Source organism: Sphingomonas anseongensis, from assembly GCF_023516495.1.
Classification (GTDB): Bacteria; Pseudomonadota; Alphaproteobacteria; order Sphingomonadales; family Sphingomonadaceae; genus Sphingomicrobium; species Sphingomicrobium anseongensis.
On sequence record NZ_JAMGBC010000001.1, the window covers coordinates 281,202 to 303,048 of the forward strand.

Consider the following 21,847-nt stretch of genomic DNA (forward strand, 5'->3'; position numbering starts at 1 on the left):
CGCTTACTCAGTGCCGACGAGTGACGCCAGCCGCTGCTTGTTCTCCTCGCGCGCCAGGTGGAGCCTAAGCTGCTCCTGGAGCGCATCGTCGTCGCCGGCCTTCAAACGCTCGGTGGCCTCGTCGAGAGCCGCGCCGATCTCTTCTTCCGCTGCGAGCGCGTCGATAGCGACCCCCAGGTCACGCACCGCCCGTTCGGGGTCGGTGTCGCTTCGGGTGAAAGAGAAGCCGATTCCGCCGGCCCGGCGTGCCTGGTCAAGGGCTTCGGCGGCTCCGGCTCCCTGCAATATGGTGGCGAGCTTCTGGCGATCAAGCGCGCTTTCCGCAAGTGCGGCGTCGACGATGCGGTCGCGGAGCCCTGAGAGGGCGCGATCCGCGATCGGCATGTGCATCAGCTGCTCGAGGTGGGAAGCGAGCGCCTCGGGGTAGAAAGCGAAGCCAAGCACGAGGGCTCGGGCGGTCGAGGTGTCGATGCCCGAACGGCCGATGCGGCGCGCGGTCGCGCTCGCGGGCTCGGCTGGCGGGACCCACTTGCCGGTGCGCTTGTCGAAGCGGTTCTGCGGGCGCCGCTGGAAGGGGGCCCGGACGGTCGCGAACTCGGCCTCGAAGCGGGCCAGCCACTGGTCGCGGTAAAGGCGGCGGAGCTCCGGGTCCTGGATCGCCTGCGCATGTTCGATGAGCCGCTGGCGAAGACCGGCGCGGGCTTCAGGCGTAGCGAGAGGTGCTGCGTCGCGCTCGTGCCTCCACAAGCGCTCGTGGAGTGCTTCTGGCTCGGCTAGCAAGGCTTCCACCGCCTCCCTTCCGCCCGACCGAACGAGGTCGTCGGGGTCCTGGCCGGCGGGAAGCTCGACAAAGCGAAGTGTGCGATCTGGTCGAATATGCGGAAGTGCGCGCATTGCCGCCCGGATCGCTGCCTTTTGCCCAGCGCTGTCGCCGTCAAAGCAGAGGATCGGCGCCGGATCGAGCCGCCACATGCGCTCGAGCTGCGCCTCGGTGACTGCGGTTCCGTTGGGGGCGACGACCTCGGAAATGCCGGCCCGGTCGAGGCCGATCACGTCCATATAGCCTTCGACGACGATCAGCCTTTTCGCCTGGCGGCTGGCGGGGCCCGCCCGGTCGATGTTGTAGAGGGTACGGCCCTTGTCGAAGAGCGGGGTGTCCGGCGAGTTAAGGTATTTGGGCTCGCCGTCACCGAGGATCCGCCCGCCGAACGCGATCACCCGGCCGCGCTGGTCGCGGATCGGGATCATTAGCCGTCCGCGGAAACGGTCGTAGGTTTCCTTGCCGCCTTCCTCGGGATTGATGAGCATTCCGGTTTCGACCAGCCGCTCTTCGCCGAGGCTGGCGAGCGCGCGCTTCAGGGCGTTGCGGCCGTCAGGCGCCAAGCCGATGCCGAAGCGGGCGATGGTGGCGGCGCTGATCCCGCGGTTCTTGAGGTAATCGCGGGCCGAGGCGCCGGCGACCCCCTGAAGCTGTTCGGCATACCATTTCTGAACCTCGCCCATGACGTCGGTCAGGGACGCCGTGCGCTCAGCCTTTTCCTTTGCCGCCGGATCGGGCGCGGGGACATCCATGCCCGCTTTGGCTGCAAGCTCTTTCACCGCATCCATGAACGGCAGGCCGCGTGCCTCGGTGAGGAAGCGGATCGCATCGCCGTGGGCTCCGCAGCCGAAGCAATGGTAGAAGCCCTTGTCGTCGTTGATCGTGAAGCTGGGCGTCTTCTCGTTGTGGAACGGGCAGCACGCCTTCCACTCCCGCCCGGCGCGGATCAGCTTCACCGACGGAGAAATGACGCTCGACAGCAAGGTCCGAGCTCGAAGCTCATCAAGCCATTGCGGTGAGAGGGTCATCGCGAATCACATTGCCACTCTGCCGATTACCCGCAAGCGGGCGGCAAGACTTATCCACAGGTCAACCGGGGAAATCGGCTGTGCGAATAATTAACACAGCCAGAGCGGCGGATTGAAGGTAAACTGTTACGGTTCCGACACGGATTACAAGACCTGGTTCGGGACGACAAAGGGAGGGGAAATATGTTGATGATAATCGGCGGGCTTGCCCGCACTCTCGGCATTCTGCTCGCGATAGTCGCAGCATTTGTCGCCATCGGCACGATGAATGTACCCTTGTTGCTGGTCGTTCTGGGCCTGGTTGCGGGCCTTGCCATGCCCGAAGAACGGCTGCTTCTGGCCATGGCCACGGTCATCGCGCTCCCGATCGTGGGAGGGGCGCTCAGCCAGATCCCAGCCATCGGGGCGCAACTGAACGCCGTCGCGCTGAACCTGCAGATGGCAATGGCCGGCGCAGTCGCGACCGCGATCGCGATCAAGCTGTTCCATCTCGCAATGGAAGGCGCGATGGGCGTGATGGGCGGTGCGGAAGCATCCGGCCGCAGGAAAGCGGCAAGAACCTAAAGCCAATTGTTTCAGCTCCGCTGCCTCACGGCGGCGGAGCCTTTCGACGGCTAGCTCAGAGCTGCCTTGACCATGGCGCTTGCCCGCGCGGGCTCGATGGAGCCGGCGTGGCGGGATTTCACCTCGGCCATCACCCGGCCCATGTCCTTGATCGACGAAGCGCCGGTGTCGGCGATGATCGCCTCGATTGCCGCGCGGGCTTCCTCGTCGCCCATCTGCTTGGGCAGGAAGCGCTCGATGACCGCGATCTCGGCCTCTTCGATCTCGGCGCGGTCGTTGCGGCCGCCGCCGCGGTAGGCTTCCGCCGATTCGCGGCGCTGCTTGATCATCTTCTGCAGGACTTCGGTGACGAGAAGGTCGTCGTCCGGTGTCTGAGACGAGGTCCGAAGCTCGATGTCGCGGTTCTTGATCGCCGCTGAGATGAGGCGAAGCGTGCCTACGCTTTCCTTGTCGCCGCCTTTCATCGCGGCGATGGTCGCGGCCTTGATGTCGTCCCTGATCATCGAAATGCCCTAGCCGCACCGGCGGCGATTTTACAGCGTTGACGTGCGCGCCCGCGGCCCCTAGCTGCGATGCCTTAGCGACATCGCTGTTCAACCGCTCACGGAAGGCTTCCCCCCAGCCCATGGCCGACGCCCCACGCACGCCCGCGCCCCAGCCTGAGGGTGCGACGGGAGTCGTGGTGTTCGCGGACGGCCGGACCGTCTGGGGCGAGGGCTTCGGAGCCGAAGGCGAGGCGGTCGGGGAGCTGTGCTTCAACACCGCGATGACCGGATACCAGGAGGTGATGACCGATCCCTCCTACGCGAAGCAGGTCATCGCCTTCACCTTCCCGCACATCGGCAATGTCGGCGCCAATGACGAGGATGTCGAAGCGGTCGAGGCGCATGCGCTCGGCTGCCTGGTTCGCGACCCCGTCACTGCGCCGTCCAACTATCGCGCGGGCGAGGATTTCGCCGGTTGGATGCGGAAGCGCGGGCGGATCGGGATAGCGGGCGTGGATACGCGAGCGCTGACCAAGCTGGTGCGCGAGGAAGGGCCGCCGACCGTTGCCGTCGCGTACCGCGCGGATGGGAAGTTCGACCTCGACAAGCTTCAGCGGATGGCCGCGGAATGGCCGGGGCTGGAAGGCATGGACCTGGCGAAGGAGGTCAGCCGGCTGCAGGTCGAGCGCTGGACCGGCGGTAAATGGGCCTGGGGGCGGGGCTATGAGATGGGCGGCGAGGGCAATGACCGGCCGCACGTCGTCGCTGTGGATTACGGGTCGAAGCGCAACATCTTCCGCAACCTTTGCGAGGCCGGTGCGCGGGTGACGGTGGTGCCTGCGACCGCGAGCTTCGACGAGATCATGGCGCACGAGCCGGACGGCTTCTTCCTGTCGAACGGGCCGGGCGATCCGGCGGCGACGGGTGAATATGCAGTGCCGGTGATCCGGCAGATGCTGGAGAGCGGGAAGCCTTTGTTCGGCATCTGCCTCGGCCACCAGATGCTCGCGCTCGCGGTCGGCGGGAAGACGAGCAAGATGTTCCAGGGCCACCGCGGCGCGAACCATCCGGTGAAGCGGCTCGCCGACGGCCGTGTCGAGATCACCAGCATGAACCACGGCTTCGCGGTGGAGCGCGAGGGGATGCCGGAGAATGTGCGGGAGACTCACGTGTCGCTGTTTGATGGCTCGAACTGCGGGATCGAGCTGACGGACAAGCCGGCGTTCAGCGTCCAGTACCACCCCGAGGCGAGCCCGGGGCCGCAGGACAGTTTCTATCTGTTCGAAAAGTTTGTGGGGATGATGCGTTAGTGTTTGTTCGTTTTCCTGCGACTGCCGACAACGGCTGCCAAGGCTACCAGAACGAGCCCTGCCGATTTGAGTATCCAAATCTTGCTGCCCGGAGCGGGACCGCTCTGGACCTGATTCCAGGTGAGCCAAAGGACGAACCCGAAAATGCTCCCCAGCATTATGGTGGATGCGAGCCACGGGTGGGCACGTATCCAACGAGTGGTGGCCGTGTCTTCGGACGGGGTGTGCATCGAAGTAGCCTTAAACAGCTGAGACTTAAGAAAAGCTTATGCAGAGCGCTCGCGATTGGAGGGCTCATTGCCTAAGCGTACCGACATCAAATCCATCCTGATCATCGGCGCCGGCCCGATCGTCATCGGCCAGGCGGCGGAGTTCGATTATTCGGGCTCGCAGGCCGTGAAGGCGCTGAAGGCCGAGGGCTATCGCGTCATCGTCGTCAACTCGAACCCCGCGACGATCATGACCGATCCGGAGCTTGTGGCCGGTGAGGGAACAGATGGGGCGACCTATATCGAGCCGATCACGCCGGGCTTCGTCGCCAGCATCATCGAGAAGGAACGGCCGGACGCGGTGCTTCCGACGATGGGCGGGCAGACGGCGCTCAACACCGCGCTGGCGCTGGCAAAAAACGGGACGCTCGAGAAATTCGGGGTCGAACTGATCGGCGCCAACGCCGAAGCGATCGAGAAGGCCGAGGACCGGCTGAAGTTCCGCGAGGCGATGGACCGGATCGGACTGGAAAGCCCGCGCTCGGCGATTGCGCACAGCCTGGAGGATGCGCTCGCGGCTTTGGAGCACATCGGCCTTCCGGCGATCATCCGCCCGAGCTTCACGCTGGGCGGGACGGGCGGCGGGATTGCCTACAACCGCGAGGAGTTCGAGCGAATCGTCGCCGGCGGGCTCGAAGCTTCGCCGACCACCGAGGTGCTGATCGAGGAATCGGTGCTCGGCTGGAAGGAATATGAGATGGAGGTGGTCCGCGACCGCGCGGATAATGCCATCATCATCTGCTCGATCGAGAATATCGACCCGATGGGCGTGCACACCGGCGATTCGATCACCGTCGCCCCTGCGCTGACGCTGACCGACAAGGAATATCAGAGGATGCGCTCGGCGAGCATCGCGGTGCTTCGCGAGATCGGCGTGGAGACCGGCGGATCGAACGTCCAGTTCGCGGTCGATCCGAAGACCGGGCGGATGGTCGTGATCGAGATGAACCCGCGCGTGTCGCGGTCGTCTGCGCTGGCGTCGAAGGCGACCGGCTTCCCGATTGCGAAGGTCGCTGCGAAGCTGGCGGTCGGGTACACGCTCGACGAGATCCAGAACGACATCACCGGCGGAGCGACGCCGGCGAGCTTCGAGCCGACGATCGATTATGTCGTCACCAAGATCCCCCGCTTCGCCTTCGAGAAATTCAAGGGCTCGGAAGCGGTGCTGAGCACCTCGATGAAATCGGTCGGCGAGGTGATGGCGATCGGCCGCTCGTTCGCCGAGAGCCTTCAAAAGGCCTTCCGCGGGCTGGAGACCGGTCTGACCGGGCTCGACCGGGTTCGCGAGCTGGAAGGCGCGGACGCGCAGCGGATCGAGACTGCGCTTGCCAGGGCAACGCCCGACCGGCTGCTGGTTGCAGGCGAGGCGCTTCGCCAGGGATTCAGCGTCGAGCGGATCAACGCGATCGCGGGATTCGATCCCTGGTTCCTGAGGCAGATGGAAGGTATCGTCGCGGCCGAGAATGCGGTCCGCGAGCACGGGCTTCCGGCGGACGCGGCCGGGCTTCGGCGGCTGAAGGCGCTCGGCTTTTCGGACGCCCGGCTGGCGGAGCTGACAAAGAGCAGTGAAGCGAAGGTCCGGGCGAAGCGGCTGAAGCTCGGCGTCCGCCCGGTCTACAAGAGGATCGACAGCTGCGCGGCGGAGTTCGATGCGACCACGCCCTATCTCTACTCGACCTATGAGGCGCCGTTGTTCGGCGAGCCAGTGGACGAGGCCAAGATCTCGGACCGGAGGAAGGTCGCGATCCTGGGCGGCGGGCCGAACCGGATCGGGCAGGGCATCGAGTTCGACTATTGCTGCTGCCACGCCGCCTTCGCGCTCCGCGACGCGGGGCTCGAGACGATCATGGTCAATTGCAATCCGGAGACGGTGTCGACCGACCCGGAGACTTCGGACCGGCTCTATTTCGAGCCGCTGACGGCCGAGGACGTGATGGAGATCATGAGGCGCGAGGCGGAGAAGGGCGAGCTTTTGGGAGTCATTGTCCAGCTCGGCGGGCAGACCCCGCTCAAGCTTGCGCAGGCCCTGCAGGATGCGGGCGTTCCCATCCTCGGCACCAGCCCTGACAGCATCGACCTTGCCGAGGACCGCGAGCGGTTTGCGGACCTGGTGCAGAAGCTTGGGCTCAAGCAGCCGGAAAACGGCATTGCCCGGAGCCGCGACGAGGCGATGATCGTCGCCGACCGCATCGGTTACCCGGTGCTCCTGAGGCCGTCCTACGTGCTCGGCGGGCGCGGCATGGAGGTCGTCGACGGTCCCGAGCAGCTAGACCATTATATCGCGACGGCCGTGGCGGTGTCGGGATCGTCGCCGGTGCTGATCGATCGCTATTTGCGCGATGCGATCGAGGTGGACGTCGACGCCATCGCCGACGGCAAGGACGTCGTGGTGACGGGCGTCATGCAGCATATCGAGGAGGCGGGCGTCCATTCGGGCGACAGCGCCTGCGCGATCCCTCCGCACAGCCTGTCGGACAAGATCGTCGCGGAAATCGAGCGGCAGACGACGGCGCTTGCGACGGCGCTTCAGGTGAAGGGGCTGATGAACGTCCAGTTCGCGGTGAAGGGCGACCAGGTCTACCTGATCGAGGTGAACCCGCGTGCAAGTCGGACGGTGCCGTTCGTCGCCAAGGCCATCGGGCGGCCCATTGCCAAGATGGCCGCCCGGGTAATGGCCGGCGAGGCGCTCAGCGCGCTCGACCCGATCACGCGGGAGCTCGGTCATATCGCGGTCAAGCAGCCGGTTTTCCCCTTCGCGCGCTTCCCGGGCTCCGACCCGGTGCTCGGGCCGGAAATGCGGAGCACGGGCGAAGTGATGGGCATCGACGGCGACTTCGACGCGGCCTTCAGCAAGGGCCTGCTCGGGGCGGGGATCAAGCTACCCAAGGAGGGCACGGTCTTCGTTTCCGTGAAGGATGGGGACAAGCCGCATATCGTCCCGGCGGTCGAGGCGATGGTCGAGCTCGGTTTCAAGGTGATCGCGACGGGCGGGACTGCTGAATATCTGCAGAAGGCCGGGCTTCCGGTCGAGACGGTCAACAAGGTCGCGCAGGGGCGTCCGCACATCGTCGACCTCATCACCGACGGCAAGGTCCAGCTGGTGTTCAACACCACCGAAGGCTGGCAGTCGCTGAAGGACAGCCATTCGATCAGGGCGACCGCTCTTCAGCGGAAAGTGCCCTATTTCACGACTGCGGCCGCGAGCCTCGCGGTTGCGCGCTCGCTGGGCACGGTTCGGGGGCGGGCGCTTGAAGTGCACTCGCTCCAATCCTATTATTCCGCCTGAAGTAAGCAGAGATTTCATCCGACAATCCGCTTTTGAGCACGGCGCCGGTCGCGGCGCCGGCGGGGCGGTTTTGAGAAAGGGACTGATCGAAATGGCGAGCGAAAAAGTGCCGATGCTGCCGGAAGGGCATCGCCGGCTCTCCGAGCAGGTCCGTCACCTCAAGCAGGTGGAGCGGCCGGCTGTTGTCGAGGCGATCGAATCCGCGCGCGCCCACGGCGATCTGTCGGAAAATGCCGAATATCATGCCGCGAAAGAGCGGCAGGGGCAGATCGAGGCGACGATCGCCGACCTGGACGACCAGCTGAGCCGGGCGATGGTGATCGACCCGTCGACGCTTTCGGGCAACAAGGTCGTGTTTGGAGCGACGGTGACCTTGATCGACGAGGACAAGAAGAAGGTGAAATACCAGCTCGTCGGACAGTCCGAGGCTGACGCCAAGGACGGCAAGATCAGCTTCAACTCGCCGCTTGGCCGCGCTCTGATCGGCCGCGAGGTCGGCGACGATGTCGAGGTGTCGACCCCGTCTGGCGACCATTATTACGGGATCGCCAAGGTGGAGTTCGTCTGACGGCGCGAAGCTACGCACCGGCGCTTCCGCGATCCGCGACCGCGTGGATCGCGGTCGTCATCGCGCTATTCTGGCTGGTCTCCGCTTTCCTGGGGCTGAGCGACCAGACGGCGATCGCGATGGGCTTTATTCCCGCGCGGTGGAGCGGGGCGGCGATGCTCGGCCCGGCCGTTCCCGCATTCCTGACCCCGCTTTCGGCCACTCTGGTCCACGCGGGCGTATTGCACCTGGTGCTCAACCTCGTGATCCTCGTGTGGTGCGGGGCCCAGGTCGAGCGGGTGCTCGGCGCCAAGGCGCTCATCTTCATCTACGGGATTTCGGCTTACGTAGCGGCGGTCGCCGAATGGCTGGTCCAGCCGCACGCCCAGACACCGATGGTCGGAGCTAGCGGTGCGATCAGCGGGATCATCGGCGCCTTCGCCTTGAGCTTCGGCCAGCAGAAGCAGATCGTGAAATCGCGACGTTTGAACCGGGCGCTGAACGCGCTCTGGCTGCTCGCGGCCTGGATCGTGCTCCAGCTCATGACTGGAATGCTTGCGGGCTTCGAGGGCGTGCTGGTCGCGACGCCGGCCCATGTCGGCGGCTTCCTGTCCGGCCTCCTGCTTCAGCGGCCGCTTCTCATGTGGCGGTACCGGAAGGCCTAGCTCAGGCCGATTCCCTCGGCCGAGTTGTTCCATCCCCGTCCGGCTCGAGAAGCCGGTGCAGGTGGACGATTACATATTTCATCTCGGCATCATCGACCGTGCGCTGCGCCTTGCCGCGCCAGGCATCCTCGGCATCGGCATAATTGCCGTAGAGGCCCACGAGGTCGATCGTCTCGAGGTCGAAGTCGAGCCCGCGCGGGTCTTTCACTCGCCCGCCGAACACCAGGTGAAGCTTGCTCATGAGGAAGCGCTAGCAGCGAAACCGGCGGTTGCGAACCGGGGTCAGCTCTTCGCCGCTTCGTCCTTGAACGTCCCGATCGCGGCCTGGGCGGTCGCCTTGGCCGCTTCGCTCGCCTTGTCCGCCAGGACGTCTGGCGTGAGGCCCAACTCGCGAAGCTTGTCCGACCCCGCGCGGCGGGCCGCGTCCGCGGCCCCACGGGCAGCGCCGGTCACGCGGTCGCCATAGGGGCGGAGAAGCTCACGCTCACGCCTGCTGGTCGGGAGGAGAGCTGCGAGGAGGGCACCTGCGGCGATGCCCGCACCGAGCGCGACCAAAGGCGCCTCGCCGATCGTGTCGCCTGCGCGCCTGCCTGCTGCCGAGGCTCCGTCGAGCGTCGAATCATAGGCTTCGATCGCGGTTTGCCGGAGGCCCGAGCTTCCGCCGTCACCCGAGCTGCTGTTGCGATCTGTCTCACTCATCGACTTTCTCCACTCGTTGCTTGCGCGCCTTGGCTTTGGCGGCCTTCGCGGGTTTCTTCTTGGGTTTCGAACTCATCAGCTTGCCGGCGAGATCCATCAACGGCTCGCGGGCGATGAACAAGGCGAGAGCGGCGACTGCGCTGCTTGCTGCGACGGGTCGCTTTCGCACAGCGTCCACCGCGTCTTCCGCGACGTCCGCGCCCTTGGATTTGGCAGCCTCCCAGGCGCCTCGGGCAAGATTCCCGGGCGCCAGCTTTTCGGGCATTTGACGGGCGCGGGTCAGCAGCGCCTCGAACGAGCTCATCATCCGCTCGCGAGCGTCGTCGGCCCGGCGGCGAGCTTCCACGACTGCTGGCGGGTCGGCGATCACAGGGCGTCCCTCAGCTTCTGCCAGCCGAACCAGCCGAGACCGCCGGCGACGGCCGCGAAGATGAAGAATGTGAGCAGCCCGGCGAGCAGGGGGCTCATCAGGTAGGCAAAGGCGACGAAGATCGCGATGGACAGCCCGCAAACGGCCCCCATGGCCACCAGAAGCGCCGCTCCGAAGAAGACCGCAGCGACTGCGGCCGACTTGCCCTTGTCCGCGGCGATGGCCTTGGCCAGGTCGACCTCGGCTCGGGCATAGGCCTTGGCGTCGTCGACCAGCTGGCTCGCCAGCTCGCCGAACGAGCGTTCACCGCCCGAAGGCGGAAGGTCGCTCGCCGGTTTTAGCATCAGCTCCGCTTGCGCGAGGAGCGCGACGAACGGCCGTTATCTTCATCGTCGTCGTCGCCCATCGAGAGGCCGGACTTGATGAGACGGGCGAGGGCGAAACCGACGATTGCCGCTCCGGCGAGCGCTACGCCCGGGCTCTTGCGCACGAATTCGCGCGTGTCGTCGATCAACTCGTCCGGATCCTTGGAAGCAAGCCGGTTGGCAGTGCTTTCCAGAGCCTCGGCGGCGCGGCGCGCGTAATCGCCATATTCCTCGCCGAGACGCTCATCGAGGCCGGAGGCGGTGTCGCCGACCAGCTTGCTGACGTTGGCGATGGCTTCGGCCGAGCGGTCGATGCCCTGGCCGACGAAACCGCGAGCCTTGTCCGCTGCCTGCTCGGAGAGCTTGTCGCCGCCGCTGCGAACCTTGCCCATCAATTCGCTTCCGATGGAGCCGGAGGCCCGGCCGCTTCCTGATCTTGTCGTCATATCGCTGGTGTCCGTTTCCAATGCGCCGGGAATGATCGTGTCGGTGCCTTCCGGAAGGTCTTTGTCTTGCTGCGCCATCGTCGCTTTCTCCTTTCGGACTTCAACCCTCGTGGCCGCACCACCGTTCCGCTCTCTGCGGCGGAAAGTTGCGCGCTTTTTGCGAGCGCCTATTAGGTCCGCGCGCACTGCCGCCCGGCGGCACTTCATTACGCTTACGTAAGAAGGAATTCCATGACTGCAATCACCGCGATCCGCGGCCGACAGATCCTCGACAGCCGCGGCAACCCCACCGTGGAGGTCGATGTCACGCTCGAGGATGGAAGCCTTGGCCGGGCCGCAGTGCCCTCGGGAGCGTCGACGGGAGTGCACGAAGCGGTCGAGCTTCGCGACGGCGACAAGAGCCGCTGGGGCGGGAAGGGCGTCGAAACCGCGGTCCAGTCAGTGAACGGGGAGATCGCCGACGCGCTGGTCGGGCACGACGCAGAGGACCAGGGCGAGCTGGACTCGTCCATGATCGCGCTCGACGGCACCGAGAACAAGGGCAGGCTTGGAGCAAACGCGATCCTGGGCGTCAGCTTGGCTTGTGCGAAGGCCGCTGCGGTGTCGGCTGGACTGCCGCTCTACCGCTATATCGGCGACGGCACGGCCAACATGCTTCCGGTGCCGATGATGAACATCGTCAACGGCGGCGCCCACGCCGACAACCCGATCGACTTCCAGGAATTCATGATCATGCCGGTCGGAGCTTCGAGCTTCTCGGAAGCTCTGCGCTGCGGGACCGAGGTGTTCCACGCGCTGAAGTCGGCGCTTCACTCGAAGGGGCTTTCGACGGCGGTCGGCGACGAGGGCGGGTTCGCTCCAAATCTTTCGTCAGCCCGCGAGGCGCTCGATTTCATCATCGGAGCGGTCGAGGCGGTCGGGTACAAGATGGGATCGGACGTGCTACTGGCTCTCGATCCCGCCGCGAGCGAATATTTCCGGGACGGCGCGTACCGGCTCGACGGGGAAGGCCTCGCGCTCAGCCCCGAGCAGATGACGGATTATTTCGAGCAGCTCGTCCGCGACTATCCGATCGCATCGATCGAGGACGGGATGGCGGAAGACGACTGGGCCGGATGGAAAATGATCACGGACCGGCTCGGATCAAAGGTGCAGCTTGTCGGCGATGACCTGTTCGTCACCAACGTGAAGCGGCTTGCCCAGGGCATCGAGGAGGGCGTGGCCAACTCCATCCTGATCAAGGTCAACCAGATCGGCACGTTGACGGAGACAATCGCTGCGGTACGGCTGGCGCAAGGCCACGAGTACACCGCTGTGATGTCGCATCGTTCGGGCGAGACCGGAGATGCGACGATCGCCGACCTGGCGGTTGCCCTGTGCACCGGCCAGATCAAGACCGGCAGCCTGGCGCGGTCCGACCGCGTCGCGAAGTACAACCAGCTGCTCAGGATCGAGGAGGATCTCGGCGAGCGCGCGGTTTACCCGGGAGTAAAGGCGCTAAGGGCCTATAATCGCGGCTGATCCACAGCTTGTCGCTCCAAAGCACGGATTTTGCTTGCCTTCGTGACTCACTCGTGATTCTCCTGTGAGCGCGATGGGTGGTGGCAAGCGAAGCATTGGACTGATCCGGCGGATGTTCTGGCCCGCGCTGGCGCTGCTCGTCGTCGGCAATTTCGCCGGCTATGCGGTCGCCGGGCCCAACGGGCTGCTCGCCTGGGGCGGCTATCACCGCAACCTCAACGAGCGGAAGGTCGAGCTGGCGAAGCTCGAAGAGCAAAAAGCCAAGCTCCAGCATCGCTCGAAGCTACTCGACCCGAACAAGGCCGATCCGGACATGGCGGACGAGCTCGTCCGCCGTGACCTCGGCCTCGTCCGCGACGACGAGATCATCGTTCCCTTGAATTGAGTGAGCCGCGGTCGCGGCGGAAAGTCAGCCGATGACTGCGAGCGCGGCCTGATAGGCGATCGCTCGTGCGTTCCGGCTTTCCGCCGGGCTCATCGATTGGAAAATGGATAGTTGTGGGGTGCGGCGGCGCCTAAGGGCGCGCCGGCTTTTACGTTCTATAGTCTTCACTTGGAATCTTCTTATTTCTTGGCTTCTTCGGCCAGTGTCTTCGCCTTGTCGGCGGCTAGGGTCGCGCGCATCTTCTCGGTCCGCTCGGCGCGTTCGGCCATTGCGGTCCAGGCTGCGGCGGACCGAAGGCAGCGGTCGCGGACATTGTCGAGCGATGTCGACTCCGCGTCCTTCCGCGCCTCGGCAGCTCGGGTTAGATAGGTTTCCCTGTCTGTCATTGTTCCCATTGAAACTGAGGGTGCAGCGGGGCGCCGGAAAACCGGCGCCCCGCCGAATCCTTAGTCGGCCGGCTTGAGATTGACGGCGCTCATCTTGCCACGACGGTCCTGCTCCAGCTCGTAGCTGACCTTCTGGTCCTGGTTGAGAGTCTGCATTCCTGCACGCTCAACGGCTGTGATGTGGACGAAGGCGTCGTTGCCGCCGTCGTCCGGCTGGATGAATCCGTAGCCCTTCTGGCTATTGAAAAATTTCACGGTGCCTACTGGCATAGTGCATTCCTTACTTCTGTTGGCGGACCGCCAATCGGCCCCCCGGTGCTAGGAGAGGCGAAGAGAAGGAATGAGGAGCCGCAAAGCGCCTATAGACCGTCCGTTTGCGACTAGTAGCGGGCCTTACATAGGGGAGATTTGCGCAGATTGTAAGTGCAGGCGGTGGAGCGGCTGTTGCCGCCATGGCTGCCCCCACCTATAGACGCGGCGCCTCATCACAACCCGAGAGAATCAAACGTGGCGCGTTCCGCCAAAGCCGCAAAGACCGCTCCACCCGCCGAGGGAAAGATCGAGCGCCCGCCTGAGCCGAAGCGCTACAAGGCTTCGAAAGACGAGCTTCTGAACTTCTACAAGGAGATGCTTCTGATCCGCCGCTTCGAGGAGCGGGCGGGGCAGCTTTACGGGCTCGGTTTGATTGGCGGGTTCTGCCACCTGTACATCGGCCAGGAAGCGGTGGCCGTTGGGCTGCAGAGCGCGATGACGGTCGGCAAGGACAGCGTCATCACCGGCTATCGCGATCACGGCCACATGCTGGCTTACGGGATCGATCCCAAGGTGATCATGGCCGAGCTTACTGGCCGCCAGGCGGGGATTTCCAAGGGCAAGGGCGGGTCGATGCACATGTTCAGCGTCGACCACGGCTTCTACGGCGGGCACGGGATTGTGGGCGCGCAGGTGCCTCTGGGGACGGGACTGGCCTTCGCTCACAAATATCGCGGCGACGGCGGCGTTTGCCTGGCCTATTTCGGCGACGGAGCGGCCAACCAGGGACAGGTGTACGAGGCCTTCAACATGGCCCGCATCTGGAACCTGCCGGTCATCTACGCGATCGAGAACAACAATTACGCGATGGGCACCTCGGTCGCGCGCTCGGCTTCGGAGCCGAACTTCTACAAGCGCGGCGAGAGCTTTCGGATTCCCGGAATCCGAGTCGACGGAATGGACGTCCTGGCCGTGCGCGGCGCTGCGGAAATGGCGCTGGAGTGGGTTAGGGAGAAAGGCCCGATCATCCTCGAGCTGATGACCTACCGCTATCGCGGCCATTCCATGTCCGACCCGGCCAAGTACCGAACCCGCGAGGAAGTGCAGGAGGTGCGCGAGCATCGCGATCCGATCACTCACGCCGAAAAGGAGCTGGAGAAGCTCGGCGTGAAGGAAGAGGAGCTCAAGGCAATCGACAAGGAGATCAAGGAGATCGTTGTCGAAGCTGCGAAGTTCGCGGAGGATGCGCCGGAGCCGGACGCATCCGAGCTCTACACCGATGTGCTGGTGGGGTCCTACTGATGGCGCTCGAACTGAAGATGCCCGCGCTTTCCCCGACGATGGAGGAGGGGACGCTTGCCAAGTGGCTGGTCAAGGAAGGCGATGAGGTATCGAGCGGCGACATCCTGGCTGAGATCGAGACCGACAAGGCTACGATGGAGTTCGAGGCGGTCGACGAGGGCAAGATCTCCAAGATCCTGGTCCCGGAAGGCACCGACGGAGTGAAGGTCGGGCAGCCGATCGCGCTCCTGGAGACGGAAGGCGGCGAAGCGCCAGCGGCCGCGCCAAAGCACGAGCCCGAAGCGCAAGCCAAAGCCGCGTCGAAGGAAGAGCCTTCGATCCCCGCGCCGGAATCGCAACAGGAAGAAGCCACTCCGACGCCGCACCAGATGGAGACCGCTGCGCGCGATCTGGTCCACGACGTCGCCGACACGGTCGATCAGCCTGACGCGCCCGAGGGTGCGACCATGGCCAACACGACGGTTCGCGAGGCGCTTCGCGACGCGATGGCGGAAGAGATGCGCCGCGACGACCGGGTATTCGTCATCGGCGAAGAGGTTGCGGAGTATCAAGGCGCGTACAAGGTCACGCAGGGGCTGCTGGAGGAGTTTGGGGCCAAGCGCGTCGTGGATACGCCGATCACCGAATATGGCTTCGCGGGACTGGGGACCGGAGCGGCGATGGGGGGCTTGAGGCCCATCGTCGAGTTCATGACCTTCAACTTCGCGATGCAGGCGATCGACCATGTCGTGAACTCGGCAGCGAAGACGAATTACATGTCGGGCGGCCAGATGCGCTGCCCGGTGGTGTTCCGCGGGCCAAATGGCGCAGCGGCGCGTGTCGGGGCGCAACACAGCCAGAATTACGGCCCCTGGTATGCGAGCGTGCCCGGCTTGATCGTAATCGCGCCCTACAGCGCAGCCGATGCGAAGGGCCTTCTCAAGGCAGCGATCCGAACGGACGATCCGGTCGTCTTCCTCGAAAACGAGCTGATGTACGGCCAGCATTTCGACGTGCCCGAGGTCGAGGACTACGTCCTTCCGATCGGCAAGGCGAAAGTGGTCCGGCCCGGCAAGGACGTGACCATCGTCAGCTATTCCATTGGAGTCGGGGTCTCGCTCGAAGCCGCGCAGCTGCTGATGGCCGAGGGAATCAACGCAGAAGTCATCGACCTTCGCACGCTGCGCCCGCTCGACAAGCAGACGGTGCTCGCGAGCCTCGCCAAGACCAACCGCATGGTGGTCGTTGAGGAAGGGTGGCCGACCTGCTCGATCAGCGCCGAGATCATCGCCATCGCGATGACCGAAGGGTTCGACGACCTCGACGCGCCGGTGCTTCGAGTGAACAACGCTGACGTTCCGCTTCCTTATGCCGCGAACCTGGAGAAGCTGGCGCTGATCAAGGCCGATGATGTCGTCGCTGCAGCAAAACAGGTCTGCTATCGCTGAACCGGCTAGCGCCGACGTCGAGTTGGCGCTTATCCACATTCCGGCGCGGGTGCGCGAGGCGTTCCGCGCGCTATTCGCGATCGATGCTGCGATGGCGGACGTGGTTGCGCGCTCCACGGATCCGACGCTCAGCCGAATCAAGCTCGCCTGGTGGCGTGAGCAGTTGGAAGCGCTTGACGAGAAAGAGCCGCCCGCGGAACCGCGGCTGCGCGCCGTGTCCGAGCAGCTGATCCCGCGAGGCGTACGCGGCTCCGAGGTTGCGGAGCTGGAGACCGGCTGGGCGACCTTGCTTGACGACGGAATCGACCCTCGTCTCGTCGCCGGGCGCGGCAGCGCCCTGTTCGCGCTTGGCGCGCGGCTTCTCGGCTCCGACGCCGATCTTTCCGGCGCCGGCGCGCTATACGCGCTCGCTTCGGTTGCACGCCGCGGTGTGCCCGAGCTTCTCGAGCCGGCGCGCGCGTATCTCCAACAGCTCGGGAGTCAGAGAATGGAACGGCGGGTGCGCTCGATGACGATGCTCGCCAGGGCCGCGGCGCGCGACCTCAAGCTGAACGAGCCCGAAGGAAGTCGGGCCCGCACAGCAGCGATGCTCGCCCATCGCTGGAGCGGCCGCATCGGTTGACAGCGCGCCGTCCGATATGGACGATGGTCGCGCCGAATCTCCGATCTTGGGGGACATCCCTGTGTGGCGATTCCTGGCCGGGGCTTTGGCCTCTCTCCTGTTGGTTACCGGCGCGTTCCTCGTCTGGCAGGGCCGAGCCGAGGGCGGGCCGCAGCTTCCCCCGCCGCCGCCGGGCGGCTCGGCACCTCCTTCGATCCTCGCTCCGGCAGCACGATCCGCGCCCGAAGCGACGCCCAAGAGCCGCGAGGAGAAGAGATTCAACCGCGCCGACAAGAACAAGGACGGGAAAATCCTCCTCGATGAGCTTCTTCAGCCCCGCAGGAAACCCTTCGCCAAGCTCGACCGCAACGGCGACAGCAGGCTGTCGTTCGAGGAATGGGCAGCGAGCACGGTCGAGAAGTTCAAGGGCGCGGACGCCGATCGCAACGGCCAGCTGACCCGCGCCGAATATGCGTCGACAGCGCCCAAGCCACGCCCGAAGCCGCGATGCGGCTGCTGATTATTCGACCGAGGCGGTCTCGGTCGGTGCGTCGAGCCGGACTCGCGCCAGGAGCTTCTGGTCGCGGTCGTAGCGGTCGGGGCGGAAGGTCACTCCGTCGGCAGTCGGCGCTACGGTGAAATAGGTGATGTAGACCGGCACCGGATCGGGCACGTCCACCCGTTCGTCGGGATCGCCGCTCGGCGTGGGCGACTTGCCGAATACCCACTTTTCGAGGCGCTTTGCGTCCTGAAGGCGGATGCACCCGTTGCTGATCCAGCGGTCATCGGTGAGGAACATCGGGTTTTCCGCATCGGGCACGTCATGCAGGTAGATACCAAAGTCGTTCGGGATCATGAATTTCATGTCGCCCATAGAATTCCACGGGCCGGGGCCGCGGCGAAGCCGCACGTCGACCTTGCCGTCATAAACGCCCTGCCAATCGACGGCCGTCGCGTCGAGCTGCTTCGCATCGTCGGTCCAATCGGACAGAACCTCGTAATTGCGCTCGGTGAGATACGTCAGCCCCTGGGCTAGCACCGCCTTCGCGACGATGGTCCGGCTGAGGTCGGGCGGCACGTTCCAATAGGGATTGAGCTGCACGTAGCGAAGCTCGGCCGCCATCATCGGCGTCTGCCGGTCCTTGTCGCCGACGATCACGTTCATACTGTCGACGACCTTGCCGTTCTCATACATGTAGAGCCGCGCCGCGCCGGCATCGACGAGGATATAGCGATCCTTGTCGTCGGCGGCCGGAAGCCTGCGCGCCCGTTCCATATTGAGGATGATCAGCCGCTCGTAATGGTCCGCGCCGAGGTTGAGCGACGCGACGGTTCCGTTGCCGACGATTCCGTCGGCCTTCATTCCATGCGCGGCCTGATATTCGCGAGCGACCTTGTCCAGCGCGGCGTCGAACTGCGTGCCATCGGAAAGTCCGAGGCGCTTGCGGAGCAGCGACACCCGCTCGTCCTTCGAGCCGAGCCTCATCGAGGGACCCGTGGGGATCTCCACCAGGGGAAGCGCGCCCCAGCGCTGCTTGTATTTCATCAGGCCGCGGCGGAGCGCCGTGTAAGTGTCGTTGACCGGGACAAAAAGGTCGATCGGAGCACCGGTCCAGTCCTGGAAGCCGAAGCTTTTGAGAAGCTCGTTGCGGCGGTCGATTTCCGGCTTGATCTCGGGATCGATGTAAATGAGGTCGACGCCCTGATCGATGCTCGGCGGCAGGTCGATCGGCTCGAGCGGCTGCGACTGGCCGAACGCCGGCGTGCAGGCGAACGCAGCCGCGGCCGCGAGAAGCTTAAGTCCCACCCTCATTGGCTTAGCTTACCCCGGCGAGATGAATGGTTCCAGAATCCTCCCCGCATGATTGCACCGCCTTGTCGCGATGTTCTTGATTTGTTCTGGCCCTCACGTACATTTCGCTGATGCCGGTCGAGTCGATCCCCGGGCGCGGCGCAACGCGCAACTCCACGCCGACGCGCTTCAACCTCAAGGAACGGCTGGAGGAAGGCGACTGGCTGGACACGGTCGAGGCTCTCGACGGGCTGGCGAAGCGGCGAACGACCGTCACCATTGAGCGGCCGAAGACCATCCTCACCCGCAACGCGTCACCGGATATCGGTTTCGACCGTTCGGTGAATCCGTATCGGGGCTGCGAGCACGGCTGCATCTATTGCTTCGCGCGGCCGACCCACGCCTATCACGACCTATCGCCGGGCGTGGATTTCGAATCACGGCTGTTCGTGAAGCCCGACGCAGCAGCGCTTCTCCATCAGGCGCTGGCCAAGCCGGGCTACGCCTGCGCGCCGATCGCGATGGGCACCAACACGGATCCGTACCAGCCGATCGAGGAGAGGTGGAAAGTCACCCGTTCGATCATCGAGCTGCTGCTGGAGTGCAAGCATCCGTTCACGATCACGACCAAGTCGGATCGGGTGCTCCGCGACCTCGACGTGTTGAAGCCCGCCGCGGCTCTGGGGATCGCCTCGGTCGCCTTATCGGTGACTTCGCTCGATCCAAGCATCAGCCGGATACTGGAGCCGCGGGCTCCCGCCGGCCGCAAGCGGATGGAGGCGATCCGGCGGCTGAACGAAGAGGGCGTCCCGTGCCACGTCGCCATCGCTCCGGTCATTCCGCAGATCACCGACCACGAGCTGGAAAGCATCGTCGAGGCTGCTGTCGCCGCCGGTGCCCGCGGTGGCTTCTTCCTTCCGGTCCGGCTTCCGCACGAGGTGGCGCCGCTGTTCCGCGACTGGTTGGACGAGCATTTCCCGGATCGCGTCGCAAAGGTGATGAGCGTCATCCGCCAGATGCGCGGCGGGCGCGACAACGATCCCAATTTCTTCACCCGGATGCGGGGGCAGGGGCCGTGGGCTGACTTGCTCAAGACGAGGTTCGAGATTGCGGTGAAGAAATATGGCTTGAGGCAGGCGAAGTTCCAGCTTCGCCGCGACCTGTTCGAGCCGCCGGAAGGCGACCAGCTCAGGCTCTTGTGACCGCAATCGGGCCGGACCCGAAACGGCTGCGCAGCGTTGACTGCAACGACAGGAGAAATCGAATGCGCATATTGCTTCTCACGCCGCTACTGCTCGTCGGAGCGTGCAACGTTTCGACGGACAACAATTCCGTCACCGTGCAGTACGACCAGAACACTGCGGAGAATGCCGCTGCCGACGTCGGCAATACCGCGCGCGACATGGGCAATGCGATCGCCAACGAAGCGGACGAGACGGCGGCGAAGGTCAACAACAGCGGGATCGTCACCCAGGACGACAACAATCAGGCGTCCAACACGGCCGAGAACAAGCAGTAGATGCTGATCCGGGCGATTTGAGCGCTCGCGGACTGATGGTCGGGGAGACAGGATTCGAACCTGCGACCCTCTGCTCCCAAAGCAGATGCGCTACCAGGCTGCGCCACTCCCCGACACCAGTTCCGCACCGGCGCGACCGCTGCTTAGTGGCATTCCCCCGGAATGCCAGACGCAGCGGTGGGCCCGGAGGGATTCGAACCCCCAACCTAGCCGTTATGAGCGGCCGGCTCTACCGTTGAGCTACAGGCCCCGCACCGGTGAGCGCCGGAGATAGACGCGCCCGCGAGGCGCGCCAAGTCAGGCTTTCGGAAACAGCAGGCTTATCCGTCGCTCACAGGCGACCAGGCGGGCCCCGGCAGCGTGCGCCAGTCCGCGCGCAAGCCTTAACGGGAAGGCGGCAGACATTGCGTCGTCGGCGGTTCCGAACAGATGCTCCTCTGACATCCCGTGAAGGCCCGTGGGGCGAGTGATCGAAACGAGGCAATGCTGTCCGTTGCAGTCGACCGTGAGCCGCAGGCGCTCGCCTTCCGCCGATCGGCCGATCACCGCTCCGCACATGCGCAGGATCAGCCGCTCGGCCACCTCCGGCTGAACTGCCGCGGCGAGATCGCCGACGGACCGTGCTGCCTCGATCTCAACTCCATTCTGGTCGCCGGTTTCGCGCAAGGCGACGACAAGCCGTTCGACCAGCTCGCCGAGGTTGCACCGGGCCTTTTCGGCACCGTCGGTCGAGCGAAGCTTCGCCGCGAAGTCGAGGTCCTCGACTGCGCTGAGCAGAAGTCGCGCCTGGGCGACGATCTCGCTTGCCCGCTCGCGATAGGCGCTGCCGGCAGGGCCGAGATATTCGCCAGTGATGATTTCGGCGAAACCGATGATCGCGTTGAGCGGGGTGCGGATTTCATGGGCGAGTTCGCGGAGCGGATCCGGGCCATTGATCGACCGGCCGCTCGCCCTCGAAGCTGTGCCGTCGGATCGCTCGGCGACCCCGCGATAGCCGGCGAAGCGGCCGCTCGAGCGATCGAATGCGGGCACTCCTCCGATCTTCCACGTGCCGCCGATCGCGCTGTCGGCTGGCAGCTCGAGGGTCCCGTGAAACGGGGCTCTCGAAGCAAAGGCGCGCTCGACCGTCCGATCGACCCCCGCGCCCGATCCGCGCTGAGCAATTGACTGGCCGACGAGAGCGCCGCGAGGCGCGCCTTCGACCCACTCGATCTCGCCGGATTCATTGCATTCCCAACGGAAGAGCCGCGGTTGCTCGTCCTCATCCGTCGCCGCGCTACGGCCGGTGTCGGCGGAAGTCCGCGACTGCCGTAGCCGTTCGATCCGGGCGACGACGTCGCTGATCGAGGGGACCGGCTCTTTCGCTTCGGGAGGCGCGGGTTGCCGGACAGGCTGACTCCCCGCGTGCATCGTGCCGATGAAGGCGCGGCAATCGTCGCTGGCCTGAGCGGAAACGGACTTCCACTCCAGCGCGGTGAGCCTGGCGCTTGCTAGGATCGGGGCGGCGATGTTGAGCCGGTCAGCTGCGAAGGCGGCGACAAGGTCGACCGGCAGCGGGAGCGAGGCGACTGCGAGCGCTGCGGCCGACCGGACGCGTTCTTCAAGGGTCGCCGCGGCGTCCCGAATTTCGCTAATTGCCTGCGTGAACAGATCGCGGTCGCCGTCCGGCGGGGCCCGGGCGGCGAGCTCGACCAGCTGCCGCCAGCGAACGGCTGCGTCGTGCGCAGACGTTGCCGGCTGAGCCAGCACAGTCTTCAGTCGGTCATCAAACCGCACTGGCCACACTCGCGCCTGATCATCGGAAAATT

Annotated in this window: 24 protein-coding genes and 2 tRNA genes; 13 read left to right on the top strand and 13 right to left on the bottom strand. The window is 65.1% G+C overall.

From position 1 onward, the window contains the following. Positions 1 to 3: 3 nt before the first annotated feature. The gene (gene dnaG, locus LZ519_RS01510) at positions 4 to 1,848 is read right to left on the bottom strand and encodes a DNA primase (protein ID WP_249866978.1); all 1,845 of its coding nucleotides are present in this window, start codon (positions 1,846 to 1,848) and stop codon (positions 4 to 6) included. 183 nt (positions 1,849 to 2,031) lie between these two features. Here dnaG and LZ519_RS01515 point away from each other — a divergent pair, with 183 nt between their 5' ends. Next, on the top strand, positions 2,032 to 2,412 hold the full coding sequence (locus LZ519_RS01515) for a hypothetical protein (RefSeq protein WP_249866979.1): 381 nt from the start codon (positions 2,032 to 2,034) through the stop codon (positions 2,410 to 2,412). A 50-nt stretch (positions 2,413 to 2,462) separates the two neighbouring features. Here the strand turns inward: LZ519_RS01515 and LZ519_RS01520 are convergent, their stop codons facing one another. Further along, a complete protein-coding gene (locus LZ519_RS01520; RefSeq protein WP_249866980.1) occupies positions 2,463 to 2,915 on the bottom strand; it encodes a GatB/YqeY domain-containing protein in 453 nt (150 codons plus the stop codon). A gap of 122 nt (positions 2,916 to 3,037) precedes the next feature. Here LZ519_RS01520 and carA point away from each other — a divergent pair, with 122 nt between their 5' ends. The 4 genes from carA (at position 3,038) to LZ519_RS01540 (ending at position 8,974) form a co-directional block, all read left to right on the top strand. Further along, the gene (carA, locus tag LZ519_RS01525; RefSeq protein WP_249866981.1) at positions 3,038 to 4,207 is read left to right on the top strand and encodes a glutamine-hydrolyzing carbamoyl-phosphate synthase small subunit; all 1,170 of its coding nucleotides are present in this window, start codon (positions 3,038 to 3,040) and stop codon (positions 4,205 to 4,207) included. A 297-nt stretch (positions 4,208 to 4,504) separates the two neighbouring features. After that, complete coding sequence (gene carB / locus LZ519_RS01530; protein WP_249866982.1) at positions 4,505 to 7,762, top strand: carbamoyl-phosphate synthase large subunit; 3,258 nt, start codon at positions 4,505 to 4,507, stop codon at positions 7,760 to 7,762. 91 nt (positions 7,763 to 7,853) lie between these two features. Further along, positions 7,854 to 8,330 carry a transcription elongation factor GreA gene (greA, locus tag LZ519_RS01535; protein ID WP_249866983.1) on the top strand — a complete coding sequence of 159 codons (477 nt, stop codon included), beginning with the start codon at positions 7,854 to 7,856 and terminating at the stop codon, positions 8,328 to 8,330. A 119-nt stretch (positions 8,331 to 8,449) separates the two neighbouring features. Further along, positions 8,450 to 8,974 carry a rhomboid family intramembrane serine protease gene (locus LZ519_RS01540; RefSeq protein WP_249866984.1) on the top strand — a complete coding sequence of 175 codons (525 nt, stop codon included), beginning with the start codon at positions 8,450 to 8,452 and terminating at the stop codon, positions 8,972 to 8,974. Between the two features lies 1 nt (position 8,975). On the opposite strand, the gene LZ519_RS01545 is transcribed toward LZ519_RS01540, so the two are convergent. From LZ519_RS01545 to LZ519_RS01565, 5 genes are read right to left on the bottom strand one after another with little or no spacing between them, the layout of a single operon-like run. Further along, positions 8,976 to 9,215 (bottom strand): DUF4170 domain-containing protein, encoded by a 240-nt coding sequence (locus LZ519_RS01545; protein WP_249866985.1) that lies wholly within the window; start codon positions 9,213 to 9,215, stop codon positions 8,976 to 8,978. Positions 9,216 to 9,256: 41 nt separating this feature from the next. After that, positions 9,257 to 9,673, bottom strand: a complete 417-nt coding sequence (locus LZ519_RS01550) for a hypothetical protein (protein WP_249866986.1) — start codon at positions 9,671 to 9,673, stop codon at positions 9,257 to 9,259. Next, complete coding sequence (locus tag LZ519_RS01555; RefSeq protein WP_249866987.1) at positions 9,666 to 10,043, bottom strand: hypothetical protein; 378 nt, start codon at positions 10,041 to 10,043, stop codon at positions 9,666 to 9,668. The genes LZ519_RS01550 and LZ519_RS01555 overlap by 8 nt, the downstream gene beginning before the upstream one ends. Continuing rightward, positions 10,040 to 10,387 (bottom strand): phage holin family protein, encoded by a 348-nt coding sequence (locus tag LZ519_RS01560; protein WP_249866988.1) that lies wholly within the window; start codon positions 10,385 to 10,387, stop codon positions 10,040 to 10,042. The genes LZ519_RS01555 and LZ519_RS01560 overlap by 4 nt, the downstream gene beginning before the upstream one ends. Next, positions 10,387 to 10,932, bottom strand: a complete 546-nt coding sequence (locus LZ519_RS01565; RefSeq protein ID WP_249866989.1) for a hypothetical protein — start codon at positions 10,930 to 10,932, stop codon at positions 10,387 to 10,389. The genes LZ519_RS01560 and LZ519_RS01565 overlap by 1 nt, the downstream gene beginning before the upstream one ends. Positions 10,933 to 11,085: 153 nt before the next feature. Here LZ519_RS01565 and eno point away from each other — a divergent pair, with 153 nt between their 5' ends. Together eno and LZ519_RS01575 are read left to right on the top strand one after the other, a co-directional pair. Next, on the top strand, positions 11,086 to 12,375 hold the full coding sequence (gene eno / locus LZ519_RS01570) for a phosphopyruvate hydratase (RefSeq protein WP_249866990.1): 1,290 nt from the start codon (positions 11,086 to 11,088) through the stop codon (positions 12,373 to 12,375). A 112-nt stretch (positions 12,376 to 12,487) separates the two neighbouring features. Next, positions 12,488 to 12,760 (top strand): FtsB family cell division protein, encoded by a 273-nt coding sequence (locus LZ519_RS01575; RefSeq protein WP_249866991.1) that lies wholly within the window; start codon positions 12,488 to 12,490, stop codon positions 12,758 to 12,760. Positions 12,761 to 12,939: 179 nt separating this feature from the next. Here LZ519_RS01575 and LZ519_RS01580 read toward each other — a convergent pair whose 3' ends face one another. Then, on the bottom strand, positions 12,940 to 13,146 hold the full coding sequence (locus LZ519_RS01580) for a hypothetical protein (RefSeq protein ID WP_249866992.1): 207 nt from the start codon (positions 13,144 to 13,146) through the stop codon (positions 12,940 to 12,942). Between the two features lie 60 nt (positions 13,147 to 13,206). Continuing rightward, positions 13,207 to 13,416 (bottom strand): cold-shock protein, encoded by a 210-nt coding sequence (locus tag LZ519_RS01585; RefSeq protein ID WP_249866993.1) that lies wholly within the window; start codon positions 13,414 to 13,416, stop codon positions 13,207 to 13,209. A 237-nt stretch (positions 13,417 to 13,653) separates the two neighbouring features. On the opposite strand from LZ519_RS01585, the gene pdhA reads away from it, so the two are divergent. The 4 genes from pdhA to LZ519_RS01605 all read left to right on the top strand — a co-directional run bounded on the left by pdhA (position 13,654) and on the right by LZ519_RS01605 (position 17,248). After that, a complete protein-coding gene (pdhA, locus tag LZ519_RS01590; protein ID WP_431358075.1) occupies positions 13,654 to 14,700 on the top strand; it encodes a pyruvate dehydrogenase (acetyl-transferring) E1 component subunit alpha in 1,047 nt (348 codons plus the stop codon). Continuing rightward, positions 14,700 to 16,127 (top strand): pyruvate dehydrogenase complex E1 component subunit beta, encoded by a 1,428-nt coding sequence (locus LZ519_RS01595; RefSeq protein WP_249866994.1) that lies wholly within the window; start codon positions 14,700 to 14,702, stop codon positions 16,125 to 16,127. Before pdhA ends, LZ519_RS01595 begins: the two co-directional genes overlap by 1 nt. Before the next feature lie 22 nt (positions 16,128 to 16,149). Continuing rightward, positions 16,150 to 16,749 (top strand): squalene/phytoene synthase family protein, encoded by a 600-nt coding sequence (locus tag LZ519_RS01600; RefSeq protein ID WP_249866995.1) that lies wholly within the window; start codon positions 16,150 to 16,152, stop codon positions 16,747 to 16,749. 85 nt (positions 16,750 to 16,834) lie between these two features. Beyond that, on the top strand, positions 16,835 to 17,248 hold the full coding sequence (locus LZ519_RS01605) for an EF-hand domain-containing protein (RefSeq protein ID WP_348539369.1): 414 nt from the start codon (positions 16,835 to 16,837) through the stop codon (positions 17,246 to 17,248). On the opposite strand, the gene LZ519_RS01610 is transcribed toward LZ519_RS01605, so the two are convergent. Beyond that, on the bottom strand, positions 17,249 to 18,541 hold the full coding sequence (locus tag LZ519_RS01610) for a L,D-transpeptidase family protein (RefSeq protein WP_249866997.1): 1,293 nt from the start codon (positions 18,539 to 18,541) through the stop codon (positions 17,249 to 17,251). Positions 18,542 to 18,651: 110 nt separating this feature from the next. Here LZ519_RS01610 and LZ519_RS01615 point away from each other — a divergent pair, with 110 nt between their 5' ends. Continuing rightward, complete coding sequence (locus tag LZ519_RS01615) at positions 18,652 to 19,722, top strand: PA0069 family radical SAM protein (protein ID WP_249866998.1); 1,071 nt, start codon at positions 18,652 to 18,654, stop codon at positions 19,720 to 19,722. 62 nt (positions 19,723 to 19,784) lie between these two features. Continuing rightward, positions 19,785 to 20,039 (top strand): hypothetical protein, encoded by a 255-nt coding sequence (locus tag LZ519_RS01620; protein ID WP_249866999.1) that lies wholly within the window; start codon positions 19,785 to 19,787, stop codon positions 20,037 to 20,039. 36 nt (positions 20,040 to 20,075) lie between these two features. On the opposite strand, the gene LZ519_RS01625 is transcribed toward LZ519_RS01620, so the two are convergent. From LZ519_RS01625 to LZ519_RS01635, 3 genes are all read right to left on the bottom strand, one after another. Next, positions 20,076 to 20,152: transfer RNA gene (locus LZ519_RS01625), tRNA-Pro, on the bottom strand. A gap of 65 nt (positions 20,153 to 20,217) precedes the next feature. After that, positions 20,218 to 20,289: transfer RNA gene (locus tag LZ519_RS01630), tRNA-Ile, on the bottom strand. Positions 20,290 to 20,336: 47 nt separating this feature from the next. Further along, on the bottom strand, positions 20,337 to 21,815 hold the full coding sequence (locus tag LZ519_RS01635) for a sensor histidine kinase (protein WP_249867000.1): 1,479 nt from the start codon (positions 21,813 to 21,815) through the stop codon (positions 20,337 to 20,339). Positions 21,816 to 21,847 lie beyond the last annotated feature (32 nt).